The sequence below is a fragment of the uncultured Plantibacter sp. genome, assembly GCF_963518075.1.
In the GTDB taxonomy this organism is placed as follows: Bacteria; Actinomycetota; Actinomycetes; order Actinomycetales; family Microbacteriaceae; genus Plantibacter; species Plantibacter flavus_A.
Map to the genome: position 1 here is coordinate 64,864 of NZ_CAUQHZ010000014.1, position 14,419 is coordinate 79,282.

Annotated in this window: 13 protein-coding genes; 12 read left to right on the forward strand and 1 reads right to left on the reverse strand. The window is 69.0% G+C overall.

Features of this window, described 5'->3' with window-relative positions:
• Window positions 1-60: 60 nt before the first annotated feature.
• Genes RWN05_RS15410 through RWN05_RS15435 form a run of 6 tightly spaced genes read left to right on the forward strand, consistent with a single transcriptional unit; the run spans window position 61 to window position 5,269 of the window.
• On the forward strand, window positions 61-1,134 hold the full coding sequence (locus RWN05_RS15410; RefSeq protein ID WP_079001229.1) for a polyprenyl synthetase family protein: 1,074 nt from the start codon (window positions 61-63) through the stop codon (window positions 1,132-1,134).
• Window positions 1,131-2,099 (forward strand): squalene/phytoene synthase family protein, encoded by a 969-nt coding sequence (locus RWN05_RS15415; protein WP_064297133.1) that lies wholly within the window; start codon window positions 1,131-1,133, stop codon window positions 2,097-2,099. Before RWN05_RS15410 ends, RWN05_RS15415 begins: the two co-directional genes overlap by 4 nt.
• Window positions 2,096-3,676, forward strand: coding sequence for a phytoene desaturase family protein (gene crtI / locus RWN05_RS15420; protein WP_079001233.1), 1,581 nt, complete (start codon window positions 2,096-2,098; stop codon window positions 3,674-3,676). Before RWN05_RS15415 ends, crtI begins: the two co-directional genes overlap by 4 nt.
• Entirely contained in the window at window positions 3,676-4,029 is a 354-nt protein-coding gene (locus RWN05_RS15425) for a lycopene cyclase domain-containing protein (protein WP_064297135.1), read from the forward strand. The genes crtI and RWN05_RS15425 overlap by 1 nt, the downstream gene beginning before the upstream one ends.
• Window positions 4,026-4,406 carry a lycopene cyclase gene (locus RWN05_RS15430; RefSeq protein WP_314140208.1) on the forward strand — a complete coding sequence of 127 codons (381 nt, stop codon included), beginning with the start codon at window positions 4,026-4,028 and terminating at the stop codon, window positions 4,404-4,406. The genes RWN05_RS15425 and RWN05_RS15430 overlap by 4 nt, the downstream gene beginning before the upstream one ends.
• Complete coding sequence (locus RWN05_RS15435; protein WP_064297137.1) at window positions 4,403-5,269, forward strand: prenyltransferase; 867 nt, start codon at window positions 4,403-4,405, stop codon at window positions 5,267-5,269. The genes RWN05_RS15430 and RWN05_RS15435 overlap by 4 nt, the downstream gene beginning before the upstream one ends.
• A 99-nt stretch (window positions 5,270-5,368) precedes the next feature.
• Here RWN05_RS15435 and RWN05_RS15440 read toward each other — a convergent pair whose 3' ends face one another.
• Window positions 5,369-6,169, reverse strand: a complete 801-nt coding sequence (locus tag RWN05_RS15440) for an isocitrate lyase/phosphoenolpyruvate mutase family protein (protein WP_064297138.1) — start codon at window positions 6,167-6,169, stop codon at window positions 5,369-5,371.
• Between the two features lie 205 nt (window positions 6,170-6,374).
• Here RWN05_RS15440 and RWN05_RS15445 point away from each other — a divergent pair, with 205 nt between their 5' ends.
• From RWN05_RS15445 to RWN05_RS15470, 6 genes are all read left to right on the forward strand, one after another.
• Window positions 6,375-7,484: a LacI family DNA-binding transcriptional regulator gene (locus tag RWN05_RS15445; RefSeq protein WP_064297139.1), complete on the forward strand. Its 1,110-nt coding sequence runs from the start codon at window positions 6,375-6,377 to the stop codon at window positions 7,482-7,484.
• A 188-nt stretch (window positions 7,485-7,672) separates the two neighbouring features.
• Window positions 7,673-9,349 carry an ABC transporter substrate-binding protein gene (locus RWN05_RS15450; RefSeq protein ID WP_079001241.1) on the forward strand — a complete coding sequence of 559 codons (1,677 nt, stop codon included), beginning with the start codon at window positions 7,673-7,675 and terminating at the stop codon, window positions 9,347-9,349.
• Between the two features lie 8 nt (window positions 9,350-9,357).
• Window positions 9,358-10,329, forward strand: a complete 972-nt coding sequence (locus RWN05_RS15455; RefSeq protein WP_314140210.1) for an ABC transporter permease — start codon at window positions 9,358-9,360, stop codon at window positions 10,327-10,329.
• Complete coding sequence (locus RWN05_RS15460; RefSeq protein WP_064297140.1) at window positions 10,326-11,246, forward strand: ABC transporter permease; 921 nt, start codon at window positions 10,326-10,328, stop codon at window positions 11,244-11,246. Before RWN05_RS15455 ends, RWN05_RS15460 begins: the two co-directional genes overlap by 4 nt.
• Window positions 11,243-13,012, forward strand: a complete 1,770-nt coding sequence (locus tag RWN05_RS15465) for an ABC transporter ATP-binding protein (protein ID WP_079001243.1) — start codon at window positions 11,243-11,245, stop codon at window positions 13,010-13,012. The genes RWN05_RS15460 and RWN05_RS15465 overlap by 4 nt, the downstream gene beginning before the upstream one ends.
• Before the next feature lie 100 nt (window positions 13,013-13,112).
• Window positions 13,113-14,291, forward strand: coding sequence for a glycoside hydrolase family 1 protein (locus RWN05_RS15470; protein ID WP_064297142.1), 1,179 nt, complete (start codon window positions 13,113-13,115; stop codon window positions 14,289-14,291).
• The last annotated feature ends 128 nt before the right edge of the window (window positions 14,292-14,419 follow it).

Sequence of the window (14,419 nt, forward strand, 5' to 3'; positions counted from 1 at the left end):
GCGAACGCGAATGGACAGCTAGCGTACTAATCTCGCCGCTCCGTGAAGTAGCCTCGTGATATGGAGACCCACCACGTCGTCGACGTGCCCTATCGACAACAGCATCAGGTCGAGGATGCCCTCGAGCGTTTCCTCGAACTGGCGAAGACGCAGGCGGTGTCGTTCGGCGGCGCCGGCTACCTGCGGCTCTGGGAGACCATCGAGCGCAGCATGGCCGGCGGCAAGCGGTTCCGTCCCCGGATGGTCATGACGGCTTACGAGGCGCTGGGGGGCGAGGACATCGTCGCGGCCGCCCACGTCGCGGCCGCCTACGAGCTCCTGCACACCGCGCTGATCGTCCACGACGACGTGATCGACCGCGACTTCGTCCGGCGCGGCAGCCCCAACGTCTCCGGCAGCTACCGCGATATCGCGCAGACCGCGGGCATCCCACTGCCGCTCGCCGAGCACCGTGGCATGTCCGTCGCCGTCATCGCGGGCGACCTCGCGCTGTCCGCGTCCTACCGCCTGATCGACCGTGCCGGGAGCGCCGACTCGGTCCGCACCCGCCTGCGCGAGATCCTCGACGACGCCATCTCCGCTTCGGCAGCCGGTGAGCTCGCCGACGTCGACTTCACGGTTGGCGGCGTCGTCCCGACGGTCGACGACATCATCCGCATGGAGCGCCTGAAGACCGCCTACTACTCGTTCGAGGCGCCACTGCAGTCGGGTGGCGTCCTGGCCGGTGCTCCGGAGGCGACGATCGACGCGCTCGGGGCCTTCGGACAGCAGATCGGCATCGCCTACCAGATCATCGACGACGTCCTCGGCGTCTTCGGCGACTCGAAGACGACCGGCAAGACGACGATCGGCGACCTCCGCGAGGGCAAGCTGACGGTCATGGTGGCGTTCGCAGCGGAGCAGCCCGAGTGGCACGCCGTCGAGCACCTCTTTGGCGACCCGGACCTCGACGAGGAGGGTGCCGCCGTCCTGCGCGACGTCCTCACGACGACGGGCGCCCGCCAGCACGCGACCCTGCTGGCCGGTGACTACGCCAACCGCGCCTGGGAACAGCTGGCCTCGCCGAGCATCCCGGCGCAGCTCCGCGACGAGCTCCGCCCCATCGTCGCCACCGTGCTCGAGCGGTCGCGATGACCGCAGCAGGGGACGGGACCGGGCGACCCGCGGACGACGCCTCGGCGGTCGGCGACGCACGACAGCTCTACGACCGGGTCGCGCAGGAGACCGCCAGCATCGTCATCCGTCGGTACTCCACGTCCTTCGGTCTGGCGGCCAGGCTGCTGGGTGGCGACATCCGCCAGGACGTCGAGAACGTGTACGCGCTCGTCCGCATCGCCGACGAGATCGTCGACGGCGTGGCCGCGGCGGCCGGGCTCGGCCCCGAGCGGGTCCTCCGCATGCTCGACGCCCTCGAGCAGGACACCGAGGATGCGATGGAGACGGGATACAGCAGCAACCTCGTCGTCCACGCCTTCGCCATCTCGGCGCGGTCCGCGGGCATCGAGACCGACCTCACCCGTCCGTTCTTCGCGTCCATGCGCGCGGACCTCTCGCGCACCGTCCACACCCCGGAGACGTTCCGCGACTACGTGTACGGCTCCGCCGAGGTCGTCGGGCTCATGTGCCTGCGGATCTTCCTGCGCGGCCACGACGTCGACGACGCCCAGCGCGCCGCGTTCGTCGTCGGCGCCAGGAGTCTCGGTGCCGCCTTCCAGAAGGTCAACTTCCTGCGCGACCTCTCGGCCGACCACGACGAGCTCGGACGCAGCTACTTCCCGGGTGTCGCCGTCGACGAGCTCAGCGAGGCGCAGAAGCACAGCCTGCTCGACGACATCGAAGCCGATCTCGACCGTTCGGCAGCGGTCCTCGGACGGCTGCCGAAGTCGAGCCGTCGCGCGGTCGCCCTCGCCCAGGAGCTCTTCTCGGAACTCGCCCGACGCATCCGGACCACGCCGGCCTCGGCCCTCGTCCGCACGCGTGTCCGGGTGCCCGACCCGGTCAAGCTCCGCATCGCCGCCGGCGCGCTCGCCGGTCGCACACCAGCCACGACCGGCACCACCGCCTCCATCCCGACGATCGACGAGAGCTCGCAGTCATGACCCCCTCCCACAACCGCACCGTCGTCATCGGCGGCGGCATCAGCGGTCTCGCCACCGCAGCCCTCCTCGCCCGCGACGGCCAGCGGGTCACCCTGCTCGAACGACGCGAGGTGCTCGGCGGCCGCGCCGGCACCTGGGAGCAGGACGGCTTCACCTTCGACACCGGCCCGAGCTGGTACCTCATGCCGGAGGTCTTCGACCACTTCTACCGGCTCCTCGGCACCTCCGCGGCCGAGCAGCTCGACCTCGGGCGACTCGACCCGGCCTACCGCGTCTACTCGGAGGGCCGCGACGGGCACCTCGACCTCGCCGCCGACCGGGCCGGCAACCTCGCCCTGTTCGAGTCGGTCGAGCCCGGTGCCGGCGCGAAGATGGACGAGTACCTCCGCAGCGCGAAGGAGACGTACGAGATCGCCATCCGGAGCTTCCTGTACACGACGTTCGAGTCGTACCGGACGCTCGCGAGCCGTGAGGTCCTCGCCCGGATGCCGAAGCTCGCGAAGCTCCTCACGGAGGACCTCGACACCCTGGCCGCGCGCACCGTCTCCGACGTCCGGTTGCAGCAGATCCTCGGCTACCCGGCCGTGTTCCTCGGTTCCTCGCCCTTCGAGGCGCCGAGCATGTACCACCTCATGAGCTACCTCGACCTCGAGGACGGCGTGCTCTACCCGCAAGGCGGCTTCTCGCGGATCATCGACACGATCGCCGAGCTCGCCCGCGCCGAGGGCGTGGAGATCATCACGGGCGCCGAGGTCACCGGCATCACCACGATGCCCGCCGGCCGCCGCGCCAGGGTCGACGGCGTCAACTACCTCGACGCCGACGGTCGTCGGCAGCTGCTCCGCGCCGACCGGGTCGTGTCCGCCGCCGACCTGCACCACACCGAGACGACGCTGCTGCCCCGCGAACTCCAGACCTACCCGGCCGAGTACTGGGAGAAGCGCACGGCCGGTCCCGGAGCCGTGCTCGTCATGCTCGGCGTCCGCGGCGAGCTGCCGGAGCTCCTGCACCACAGCCTGTTCTTCACGGCCGACTGGCGCGACAACTTCGGCCGCATCTTCGGCGAGGAGACGAGCGTGCCCGACCCCGCGTCGCTCTACGTCTGCCGCCCGAGCGCGACCGATGCCGGCGTCGCACCCGACGGCCACGAGAACCTGTTCATCCTGGTCCCGGTCCCGGCCGACCCGTCCATCGGTGGCGGGGGAGACGCGCGGGTCGCGGAGATCGGCGACGCCGCCATCGCACAGATCGCCGAGTGGGCCGGCGTCCCCGACCTCGCCGAGCGCATCGTGGTGCGTCGCGACGTCGGACCGGCCGACTTCGCGACCGACCTCAACGTCTGGAAGGGCACCGCCCTCGGACCGGCGCACATCCTCTCGCAGAGCGCGATGTTCCGGAGCGGCAACGTCAGCAAGAAGGTCGACGGCCTGTTCTACACCGGTGGCTCCACCATCCCGGGCATCGGCCTGCCGATGTGCCTCATCAGCGCGGAGCTCGTCGTGAAGCGCATGCGCGGCGACCTCACCACCGGACCGATGGCTGAGCCGTTGCGCGCGCGCGCCGAGGCGACCGGCTGATGGGTCTGCTGTACCTGCTGGCGCTGCTCGTCTCGATCACCGGGATGGTCATGCTCGACCGGCGGTTCCGGCTGTTCTTCTGGGCCGATCGACGGCGGGCCGCGATCATCCTGCCGATCGGCGTCGTGTTCTTCCTCGTGTGGGACCTGCTCGGCATCGGCACCGGCATCTTCTTCCGCGGTGAGACGGCGTTCATGACCGGGCTCCAGGTCGCGCCCGAGCTGCCGATCGAGGAGGTCTTCTTCCTGACGCTGCTCTGCTACCTCACGATGAACCTGTTCGGTGCGGCGCGACACACGCTCGGCCGGGTGGTCCGCCGGACGACCGGCGCCGCCGAGGTGAGCGGACGATGACCTACTGGGCCCTCAACGCATGGTTCCTCGCCGTCGTGGCGGTCGTCGCCCTGCTCGCGGTCGTGCGGCTCGATCGGAGCCGTGTGAACGGATCGCGGTCCGCCGGCCTGACGGCGGGCACCTGGCTGCTCGCGGTGGGCGGTGGGCTCGTCGTCCTCCTGCTGATGACCGCGCTGTTCGACAACATCATGATCGGCATCGGGCTCGTCGGCTACGACCCGGCACTCATCTCCGGCGCCTTCATCGGCATCGCACCCCTCGAGGACTTCGCCTACGCCATCGCCGCGGCCGTCCTGCTCCCGTCCCTCTGGGTGCTCCTCGAGCGCCCAACCCCTGCTCCCGTCTCCCCATCCCCGTCCCAGGAGGACCCGGCATGAACCGACTCGGCCAGCTCGTGCTGTCCTCCCGACCGCTGTCGTGGATCAACACCGCCTACCCGTTCGCAGCGGCGTACCTGCTGACCACGCGCGAGCTCGACCTCACCTTCTGGCTCGGGACGCTCTACTTCCTCATCCCGTACAACCTCGCGATGTACGGCATCAACGACGTCTTCGACTACGAGTCCGACCTGCGGAACCCGCGCAAGGGCGGCGTCGAGGGCGCGGTCCTGGACCGTCGGATGCACCGGTTGACGATCTTCGCGGCGATCGTGACGAACGTCCCGTTCCTCGTCTACCTCGTCGTCATCGGGTCGCCGCTCTCGTGGCTCGTCCTCGCGATCAGCGTGTTCGCGCTCATCGCGTACAGCGCACCCGGCCTGCGGTTCAAGGAGCGGCCGTTCATCGACTCGCTCACCTCGAGCACGCACTTCGTGAGCCCGGCGGTCTACGGCCTCGTCCTCGCCGGTGCGGTCTTCACGCCCGCGCTCTGGGCGCTGCTCGTCGGCTACTTCCTCTGGGGGATCGCCAGCCACGCCTTCGGTGCGGTGCAGGACATCATCGCCGACCGGGAGGGCGGGATCGGCTCGATCGCGACGGTCATCGGTGCGGCGGCGACCGTCCGGTTCGCCTTCGTCGCCTACCTCGCCGGCGGTGCGCTGATGCTCGTGACCCCGTGGCCCATCCCGTTGGCGGGCCTGCTCGCACTGCCCTACGCCGCGAGTGTGCTGCCGTTCTGGAACCTCCGCGAGGAGGACGCCGAGCGGGCCAACGCGGGCTGGAAGCGGTTCCTCCGCCTCAACTTCCTGACGGGCTTCCTCATCACGATGCTCATCATCTGGTACTGGTTCCTGACGTCCTGACCGGAACCCGCGACCCTGTCTCAGGAGTCCCCCGGCGCGCCGCAGGCGTTGCACCGCGCCACGCCCGGGTTCTCCTGAGAACGGGTCGTCAGTCGAGGATCAGAGCTCGAAGGAGAAGCCGAGGTCCTCGGGGTATTCGCCGAGCTCGGTGAGGCCGGTCGCCGCACGCTGGAGGGCGGCGAGCGTCAGGCCGAGGGTGCCGGGGCCGAAGCTGACGCGTGAGACGCCGAGTTCGGCCAGGCGCTTGAGCGGGACCGCGCCGGGGTAGCCGATGACGGAGATGCGTCCGTGCACCTGCTCGATGGCCTTGGCGACGAGTTCCTCCGTACCGAGCCCGAGGAAGAAGACGACGTCCGCACCGGCCTCGAGGTAGGCGTTGGCGCGAGCGACGGCCTCGTCCCACGCCTCAGGGTCACCGGCGAGGGTGTCGACCCGGGCGTTGATGACGAGCGGGATGCCGGCGTCCTCGGCTCCGGCGCGAGCGGCGGCGACGCGGGCCGCGGCCTCTTCGATCGGGAACTGCGGGGCCTTCGCGGCACCGACGGAGTCCTCGAGGTTGATCCCGACGGCACCCGACTCGACGATGAGGCGGCGGACGTTCTCACGAACGCCGGCCGCGTCGGACGCGTAGCCCTTCTCGAAGTCGATCGTCACGGGCAGGTCGACGGCGCCCACGATGATCTTCGCGGCGGCGATCGCCTCGTCGACGTCGAGGCCACCGCCGTCTTCGAGCCCACGGACGTTCGACACCGAGTGGCTCGCCGAGGCGAGGGCGACGACGCCGGGGGCCTCGGAGACGACCTTCGCGGTGATGGCGTCCCAGACGTTGGTGACGATGAGCGGGGAGCCCGGCTCGTGGAGGGAGTTGAGGAGGACGGCTTTGGCATGCTGATCAGTCATGTCCGCAGTCTGCCAGCGGACGTCGGCCGCCCAGCCGACAAGCGTCGAGAATTCAGGGAACGTTCGGGTTGGCTGCGGTTCCCGGCTCCTGTGGGGCGCTCCCGTGACGCAAGACGAGGGCGCTCCACGCGTCATCCCACGCCGCCGGTGAACCGGGCGGGCAGGATGCCGTGCGTATCATTGGTGGCCGAAGGAAGGCGCTCCCATGACGAAACCGCCGACGGTCTACGACGTCGCACACCACGCCGGCGTCTCCATCGCGACGGTCTCGCGGGTGCTCAGCCGCCCCGACGACGTGAAACCGGCCACCCGAGACCGCGTGCTCGCCTCGGTCGGTGAACTCGGGTACGTCCCGAGTGGAGCCGCACGAGGGCTCGCCGCGCGCCGCACCGGTGTCATCGGCCTGTTCTTCCAGGGGCTCGACGCGATGGACGACCTCGGGGACATCGCCCTCGAGGGTGACGAGGCGGCGGCCGGGGGAGCGCGCATCGTCCGCGACATCCCGGAGCGGACCGACACGCGGACGCTCAACCTCTACTTCGACGAGGTGCTGCGCGGTTGCGAGCTGGAGTCCTGGCGGAGCGGGTTCGCGCTGCTCGTCGGCGTCGGGCGCGGGTCCACGGCGACGCAGACGGTGCGCGACATGGCGGGTCGGGTGGACGGCCTCATGGTGCTGGCCGGGAGCGCCAGCGAGGAGGAGCTCGCACGCCTGTCGCGGCACGTCCCGATCGTCGTGATGGCGGGGCCGCGGCGCGACGACGACCTCGACCACGTCTCCGTGAGTAACGCCGAGGGGATGCGCACGCTCACGGCGCACCTCATCGACGACCTCGGCGCCCGAGAGCTCGAGTACGTGGCGGGAAGCCTCGGCTCGCCCGATGACGCCGAGCGCTGGAGCGGGTTCCGTGCGGCCCTCGCGGACCGGTCGCTCGAGGCCCCGGAAGAGCCGACCCTCCGCGGCGACTTCACCCGGGAGGGCGGGCGACGGGTCGGTCGGGAGCTGTTCCGGCGCGACGGGCTGCCGCGGGCCGTCGTGTGCGCCAACGACCAGATGGCGCTCGGCGTGATCGACGCCGCCAGGATCGCCGGGGTCGCGGTCCCGGAGGAGCTCATCGTCACCGGCTTCGACGGCATCGACGCCGGCCGTCTGTCGGCTCCGCGGCTCACGACGGTCCGGCAGCCGATGGAGACGCTGGGCCGGGTCTCCGTGCAGGCGCTCGCCCGTCGCCTCGCCGAGCCGAAGCTGCCCGCCATGTCGGTCCGACTCCCCGTGGAGGTCGTCCTCCGCGAGAGCTCCGAGTCGATCACGTCCTGATCATCGCCTCCCCTCGCGTTCACCATTCAGGAAGCCCGCGGCGTGCCGCGGACGCGTCCGTCCGCCGTGAGGCCGCCACGCCGAGGGTCTCCTGGATTGCGAACAGGAGCGGATGTCCGACACGGGTTGCGTCGGGCAATGTATGCGCTTACACTCAACCGGTACAGACTTCAGCAAGGACGGTGGCGATGACGCACACGACGCACGAGCGGACCAAGGTCCGCAGGCGCAGACGACTCGGAGCAGCGGCGATGATCGCCGCGGCGGCCCTGCTCGTCTCCGGCTGCAGCATCCAGATCAAGAGCGAGCCGGATCCCTCGATCCCCGCCGACACGATGCTGCTGGCCTCCGACAAGGGCACCCCGATGCTCGAGCGGAACTTCAACCCCTACCTCGTGAACAAGCGCTCGGCCTCGAGCTACATCTACGAGCCGCTCGTGATCATCAACGTGCTCGACGGCAAGGAGACGCCGTGGCTCGCCGAGAAGGTCGACCTCCCGGACGCCCGCACGATCGACTACACGATCCGCGACGGCGCCACCTGGTCCGACGGTGAGGCCTTCACCCCTGAGGACGTCAAGTTCACCTTCGACCTCATCAAGCAGTACCCGACGCTCGATCAGAAGGGCGCCTGGCAGCACATCGACACGATCGAGGTGAAGGGCCAGCACGTCATCATGCACCTGCTCGACGACGACGCTCCCGCGGCCGACATCGTCTCGCAGACGCTCATCGTCCCGGAGCACATCTGGAAGGACGTCAAGAGCCCCGACACCTGGCGGAACCCGAACCCGGTCGGCACCGGTCCGTACGTCCTCGGCAACTACACCTCGCAGCAGTACACGATGGACAAGAACGAGACGTACTGGCAGGCCGACAAGATCGAGGTCAACCACCTCGTGATCCCCGCGGCCACCGGTGAACTCGACATCGTCACGAAGGGCTTCGACTGGGCGTACTCGTTCCTGTCGAACGTCGAAGGCACCTGGGTTGCGGCCAACGACCACAACAAGTTCTGGTTCCCGCCGGGAGGCGTGATCGGGCTCGTGCCCAACATGGACGTCGCCCCGTTCGACAACGTCGACGTCCGTCGCGGCATCGCCCTGGCGCTCGACCGCGACAAGATCGCCGATGCGGCGACCGAGGGCTACCTCGGTGCCGCCGGCCAGTCGAGCCTCATGCTCCCCAACCAGGAGGACGAACTCGACCCGACCCTGCCGAACCAGGGCATGATCACGCAGGACACCGCCGGCGCCCTCGAAGCCTTCGCGGCCGCCGGGTACACCCAGCAGGGTGGCAAGCTCGTCGACGCGGCGGGCAAGCAGTTCAGCTTCTCGATCACGACCGCCAACGGCTACGCGGACTGGCTCCGCGCGGTCCAGGAGGTCCGCAAGGAGCTCGGCGCCCTCGGCATCGACGTGCAGATCAAGCAGCCGCAGCCGCCGGGGTACCAGCAGGCCATCCAGAGCGGTGACTTCCAGGTCGCGATGGGCGGAATGGGCAACGGCATCATGTTCCAGGGCTTCAACAACAGCTTCAACAGCGAGTTCGCGAAGCCGATCGGCGAGACGACGTCCAGCAACTTCGGTCGCTACCGCAACCCGCAGATGGACCAGCTGCTCGCCCAGTACAAGGAGACGACCGACGAGGCCACCCGTCTCGGGCTGAGTCACCAGATGCAGCAGATCGTCTACAGCGACTTCCCGGTCATCGGCATGTACTACGGCGGACTCTGGGGTCTCTACAACGACAAGAAGTTCACCGGCTGGCCCGATGCGGACAATCCGTACGCACCGCTCCAGACCTACGACCAGACCCCGCTCCTCGTGTTCACGCACCTCAAGCTCCGGAAGGACGGTGAGTGACCGTGTACATGGTGCGCAAACTCGGCCTCTTCGTCCTCACCCTGTGGGCGGCGGTCACGCTGAACTTCCTCCTGCCGCGGCTCATGCCCGGCTCACCGACGGACGCCGCGATCGCGAAGCTCGCCCAGAACGGTCCGGTCTCCGCGGCCACGCGTGCGGCGATCGAGGCCCAACTCGGTGTCCCCGGCGGCAACCTCTGGGAGCAGTACGTCACGTACCTCCACCAGGTCGTCACGCTCGACTTCGGGGTGTCGTACACCTTCTTCCCGCAGTCGGTCGGCGAGCTCATCTGGCAGGCGTTCCCGTACACGATCATCCTGCTCGGGATCGTCACCATCGTCGCCTTCATCCTCGGCACGCTCATCGGCGTCCTCGCGGCCTGGCGGCGGAACACCTGGCTCGACGCGCTGCCGACGCTGACCGGCACCTTCGCCAGCACGTTCCCGTACTTCTGGACCGCGCTGCTCCTGCTGTTCTTCGCCGGATACGTCCTCCACTGGTTCCCGACCTCGGGTGCCTTCGGGCCGACGGCCTCCCCGGCCTTCACCTGGGACTTCATCGTCGACGTCGCGTACCACGCGGTGCTGCCGGCGCTGACGATCCTCGTGACGAGCCTGGGCGGCTGGATCATCGGTATGCGCAACGCGATGATCAACACCCTCGGTGACGATTACGTGACCTTCGCCGAGGCCAACGGCCTCCGTGGTCGCACTGTCGCCATCAAGTACGCGGCCCGCAACGCGATCCTCCCGAACCTCACCGGCTTCGGGCTCGCGCTCGGCGGGGTGGTCGGCGGCTCGATCCTCGTGGAGCAGGTCTTCGGCTACCCGGGCATCGGCTTCCTCCTGTTCAACGCGGTGATCGGACAGGACTACCCGCTCATGCAGGCGCTCTTCCTGCTCATCACGGTGAGCGTGCTCGTCGCCAACTTCCTCGTCGACATCCTGTACGGCGTACTCGACCCAAGGACCCGCCGATGACCACCACACAGCACGTCAAGACACTGCAGTCCGACCAGGCCGTGCGTCCGCCGAGGAAGTTCGCCTTCATCGGTCGATCGGCGGCGACGCTCTGGGCCAACTGGAAGTCCCGCCTCGGGCTCATCATCCTCGCGTTCTTCATCCTCGTCGCGATCTTCGCCCCGGTGCTCGCACCCTACGGCGCGAGCCAGGACGGGTTCCCCCGGAACGCCGACTCGAGCCCCGAGCACTGGTTCGGGACGACGGCGGCGGGCGAGGACGTCCTCAGCCAGCTCATCTACGGTTCGCAGATCAGCGTCACGGTCGGTTTCATCGCCGGTATCCTGTCGACGATCGTCGCCGTGCTGATCGGCCTCAGTTGGGGCTACATCAAGGGCTTCGGCGCCGAGGTCGTGAACTTCATCGTCAACCTGTTCCTCGTGGTGCCCGGCCTGCCGCTCATGATCGTCATCGCCGCGTACCTCCAGAACGGTGGGCTCGTGATGATCGTCGCGGTCATCGTGATCACCGGGTGGGCGTGGGGTGCCCGCGTGCTCCGCAGCCAGACGCAGTCGCTGCGTTCGCGTGACTTCGTGACCGCGGCCCGCTTCTCCGGCGACCGACCGTTCCGCATCGTGTTCAACGAGATCCTGCCGAACATGACGTCCCTCATCGCCGGTGGCTTCTTCGGTGCCGCGACGAGCGCGATCCTCGCGGAGGCCGGCCTCGAGTTCCTCGGCCTCGGCGACTCGTCGATCGTCAGCTGGGGCACCATCCTCTACTGGGCGCAGAACTCCAACGCCCTGCTCACCGGTCAGTGGATCCTCCTCTTCGCCCCCGGTCTCTGCATCGCGCTCCTCGCGATGAGCCTCACCCTCATCAACTTCGGTGTCGACGCGATCAGCAACCCGCGCCTCCGTGAAGGGAAGTCACGATGAACGCCGTCAACCTCCAGGCCGAGAGCGCATCCTCGCCGGCAGCCGGGACCGGAGCGCTCCTCGAGGTCCGCGACCTGTCCGTCGTCTACGAGTCCGTCGGCGCCGCGCCGGTCCAGGCGGTCGACCACGTGTCGTTCTCCGTCGGCGCCGGTGAGTTCATCGGGCTCGTCGGCGAGTCCGGCTCCGGGAAGTCGACGCTCGGCTTCGCGGCCACCCGCCTGCAGAAGCCGCCGGCCCGCATCAACGGCGGGCAGATCCTCTTCGGCGGCAAGGACATCCGCGAGCTCGGCGACGAGGCGCTCCGTGAGCAGCGTCAGGGCGGGTTCGCCATGGTGCTGCAGTCGGGCATGAACGCGCTCAACCCGGTCCGCACGATCCGCAACCATTTCGTCGACATCTTCAAGGCGCACGGTCACGTCTCCCGCGACCGTTGGGACGCCCGGATGGCCGAGCTGGTCGGCAAGGTCGGGCTGACGCCGCAGGTGCTCGCCCGCTTCCCCGGTGAGCTGTCCGGCGGTATGCGCCAGCGCGTGTCCATCGCGCTGGCCCTGTCGCTCGAGCCCCGCCTCATGGTGTTCGACGAACCGACCACCGCGCTCGACGTCCTCGTGCAGCACGCGATCATGGACACGATCACCGAGCTGCAGCAGGCCGAGGGGTTCACCGCCATCCTCATCAGCCACGACCTCGGCGTCGTGCTCGAGGCGACGCAGCGCGTGCTCGTCATGCACGAGGGCCGCATCGTCGAGGACGCCCCGAGCCGCGACATCCTCGAGCGTCCGCAGGACCCGTACACGCGGATGCTGCTCAGCCACTACGCGGACCCACGCGCCGCGGTCGTCGAGCTGCCCGGCTTCCCCTCGCGGGCGAACCGGGGGACTGCTCCGGTGTCCGGCACGACCACGAGCGTCCCGACCGCGACGAGCGCGAGCTCCGAGTCGGGGAAGGCGTCGTCGCGTGCCGGTCGCTCGGCGGAGTCGGCGGTCATCGTCGACGCCGTCTCGAAGGTCTACCCGCCGCCGCGTCGCGGTGAGTCCGCGGTGACGGCCGTCGACGACGTGTCGTTCACGCTCGAACCCGGTCAGTCGCTCGCGCTCGTCGGGGCCTCGGGCTCCGGCAAGTCGACCATCGCGAAGCTCATCACGGGCATCGAGAAGCCGACGTCCGGTGCGGTCCGCTTCGGCGACCTCGACGTCGCCCAGCTGAACCGCAAGGGCATCCGGAACCTGCACAAGAACGTGCAGATGATCTTCCAGGACCCGTATGCGGCGCTCAACCCGCTGCACACGGTCGAGTACACCCTCACCCGTCCGGTGGTGAACTTCACCGGGCTGAAGGGTGACGCGGTGCGCAAGCGCGTGCTCGAACTCCTCGAGACGGTGGGCCTCTCGCCCGTCGAGCAGTTCGCGGCGAAGCTGCCCCACCAGCTCTCCGGTGGACAGCGGCAGCGCGTCGTGATCGCCCGGGCGCTCGCGAGCGACCCGCAGGTGCTCATCGCCGACGAGCCCGTGTCGATGCTCGACGTGTCGCTGCGTGCCGGTGTGCTCGCGCTGCTCGAGGACCTGCGTGAGCAGTGGGGCGTCTCGATGCTCTACATCACGCACGACCTGCTGTCGGCGCGACTCGTGACCGACAACATCATGGTCCTCAACCAGGGTCGTGTCGTCGAACGTGGCGAGACCGCGCATGTCCTGCAGCACCCGCAGGATCCGTACACGATCCAGCTGCTCGACGCCGTCCCCAACCCGGCCCGCGCCAAGCGCTGACGCGGACCCTCCCGCGTCCGTTCGCCCATTTTTGGGCGAGCGAACGCTCGTTCGCCCAAAAAGGGGCGAACGAATCGCACGACGAACAGGAGCAACACCCGTGCTGACCTTCCCCGACGGCTTCCTCTGGGGCGCCGCCACCGCTGCCCACCAGATCGAGGGCAACAACATCAACAGCAACTGGTGGGTGCACGAGCACGAAGCCGGGACGAACATCGTCGAGCCCTCGGGCGACGCGATGGACAGCTACCACCGCTACCGCGAGGACATGCAGCTGCTCGCCGACGCCGGGCTCAACACCTACCGGTTCAGCATCGAGTGGGCGCGGATCGAGCCCGAGCGCGGCATCGTCTCGCGTGCCGAGGTCGACCACTACCGTCGCATGGTCGACACCGCGCACGAGCTGGGACTCAACCCGGTCGTCACGCTCATGCACTTCACGGTGCCGCGCTGGTTCGAGCGCGACGGGTTCTGGCGGGCGAAGGACGCCGCCGACCTCTTCGCGCGGTACACCGAGCTCACCCTGCCGATCGTCGGCGAGGGCGTCGAACACGTCTGCACCATCAACGAGCCGAACATCGCCGCGATGCTCGCCGGTGGTGAGGACGCGGCGAACCTCGTCGCGTACGGCCTGCCGAACCCGGATCTCTTCGTGGCCGACGCGCTCCTCGAGTCCCACAAGCGTTCGCGCGAGGTGCTCTCGCAGGTGTCCGGCCTGAAGTCCGGCTGGACCATCGCGACGCAGGCGTTCCGGTCGAACGGTGAGCCAGGCTCCGATGAGATGCTGCGCGAGTACGGCTACCCGCGTGACGACTGGTACCTCGAGCAGTCCGCCGGCGACGACTTCCTCGGTGTCCAGGCGTACACGCGCACGTTCATCGGGCCGAAGGGTCCGCTGCCCGTCGAGGACGGCGTCGAGACGACGCTCACCGGTTGGGAGTTCTACCCGCCGGCTGCAGCCGAGGGTGTGCGGAGCGCCTGGGAGCTGTCGGGCGGGGTGCCGATCATGATCACCGAGAACGGCATCGCGACCTCGGACGATACGCGTCGGATCGACTACACGGACGGCGCACTGCGCGAGCTGCACGCCTGTATCCAGGACGGGATCCAGCTCGAGGGGTACCTCCACTGGAGCGCGCTCGACAACTACGAGTGGGCGAGCGGCTTCCGGCCGACCTTCGGTCTCATCGCCGTCGACCGTGAGACCTTCGTGCGTACGCCGAAGCCGAGCCTCGCGTGGCTCGGGAACGTCGCGAAGGCGAACGGCCTCACGGAGTAGCTGAAGCCCCCGGTGCCGTCCCCAACTCAGGAGATGTCCGGTGTGTCGGGCTCGTGTGGGTGGCGACACGCGACGGAGTCCTGAGAACGGGGCGTCGGGGTCGGGTGTGGTCCGTTCGTCCCCGACTC

Excerpts from the sequence above, each read along its gene's own strand:
- RWN05_RS15445 (WP_064297139.1), top strand. The coding sequence starts at position 6,375 with ATGACGAAACCGCCGACGGTCTACGACGTCGCACACCACGCCGGCGTC.
- RWN05_RS15450 (WP_079001241.1), top strand. The coding sequence starts at position 7,673 with ATGACGCACACGACGCACGAGCGGACCAAGGTCCGCAGGCGCAGACGA.
- RWN05_RS15460 (WP_064297140.1), top strand. The coding sequence starts at position 10,326 with ATGACCACCACACAGCACGTCAAGACACTGCAGTCCGACCAGGCCGTG.
- RWN05_RS15435 (WP_064297137.1), top strand. The coding sequence starts at position 4,403 with ATGAACCGACTCGGCCAGCTCGTGCTGTCCTCCCGACCGCTGTCGTGG.
- RWN05_RS15425 (WP_064297135.1), top strand. The coding sequence starts at position 3,676 with ATGGGTCTGCTGTACCTGCTGGCGCTGCTCGTCTCGATCACCGGGATG.
- RWN05_RS15410 (WP_079001229.1), top strand. The coding sequence starts at position 61 with ATGGAGACCCACCACGTCGTCGACGTGCCCTATCGACAACAGCATCAG.
- RWN05_RS15440 (WP_064297138.1), bottom strand. The coding sequence starts at position 6,169 with ATGACTGATCAGCATGCCAAAGCCGTCCTCCTCAACTCCCTCCACGAG.
- RWN05_RS15430 (WP_314140208.1), top strand. The coding sequence starts at position 4,026 with ATGACCTACTGGGCCCTCAACGCATGGTTCCTCGCCGTCGTGGCGGTC.
- crtI (WP_079001233.1), top strand. The coding sequence starts at position 2,096 with ATGACCCCCTCCCACAACCGCACCGTCGTCATCGGCGGCGGCATCAGC.
- RWN05_RS15465 (WP_079001243.1), top strand. The coding sequence starts at position 11,243 with ATGAACGCCGTCAACCTCCAGGCCGAGAGCGCATCCTCGCCGGCAGCC.
- RWN05_RS15415 (WP_064297133.1), top strand. The coding sequence starts at position 1,131 with ATGACCGCAGCAGGGGACGGGACCGGGCGACCCGCGGACGACGCCTCG.
- RWN05_RS15455 (WP_314140210.1), top strand. The coding sequence starts at position 9,358 with ATGGTGCGCAAACTCGGCCTCTTCGTCCTCACCCTGTGGGCGGCGGTC.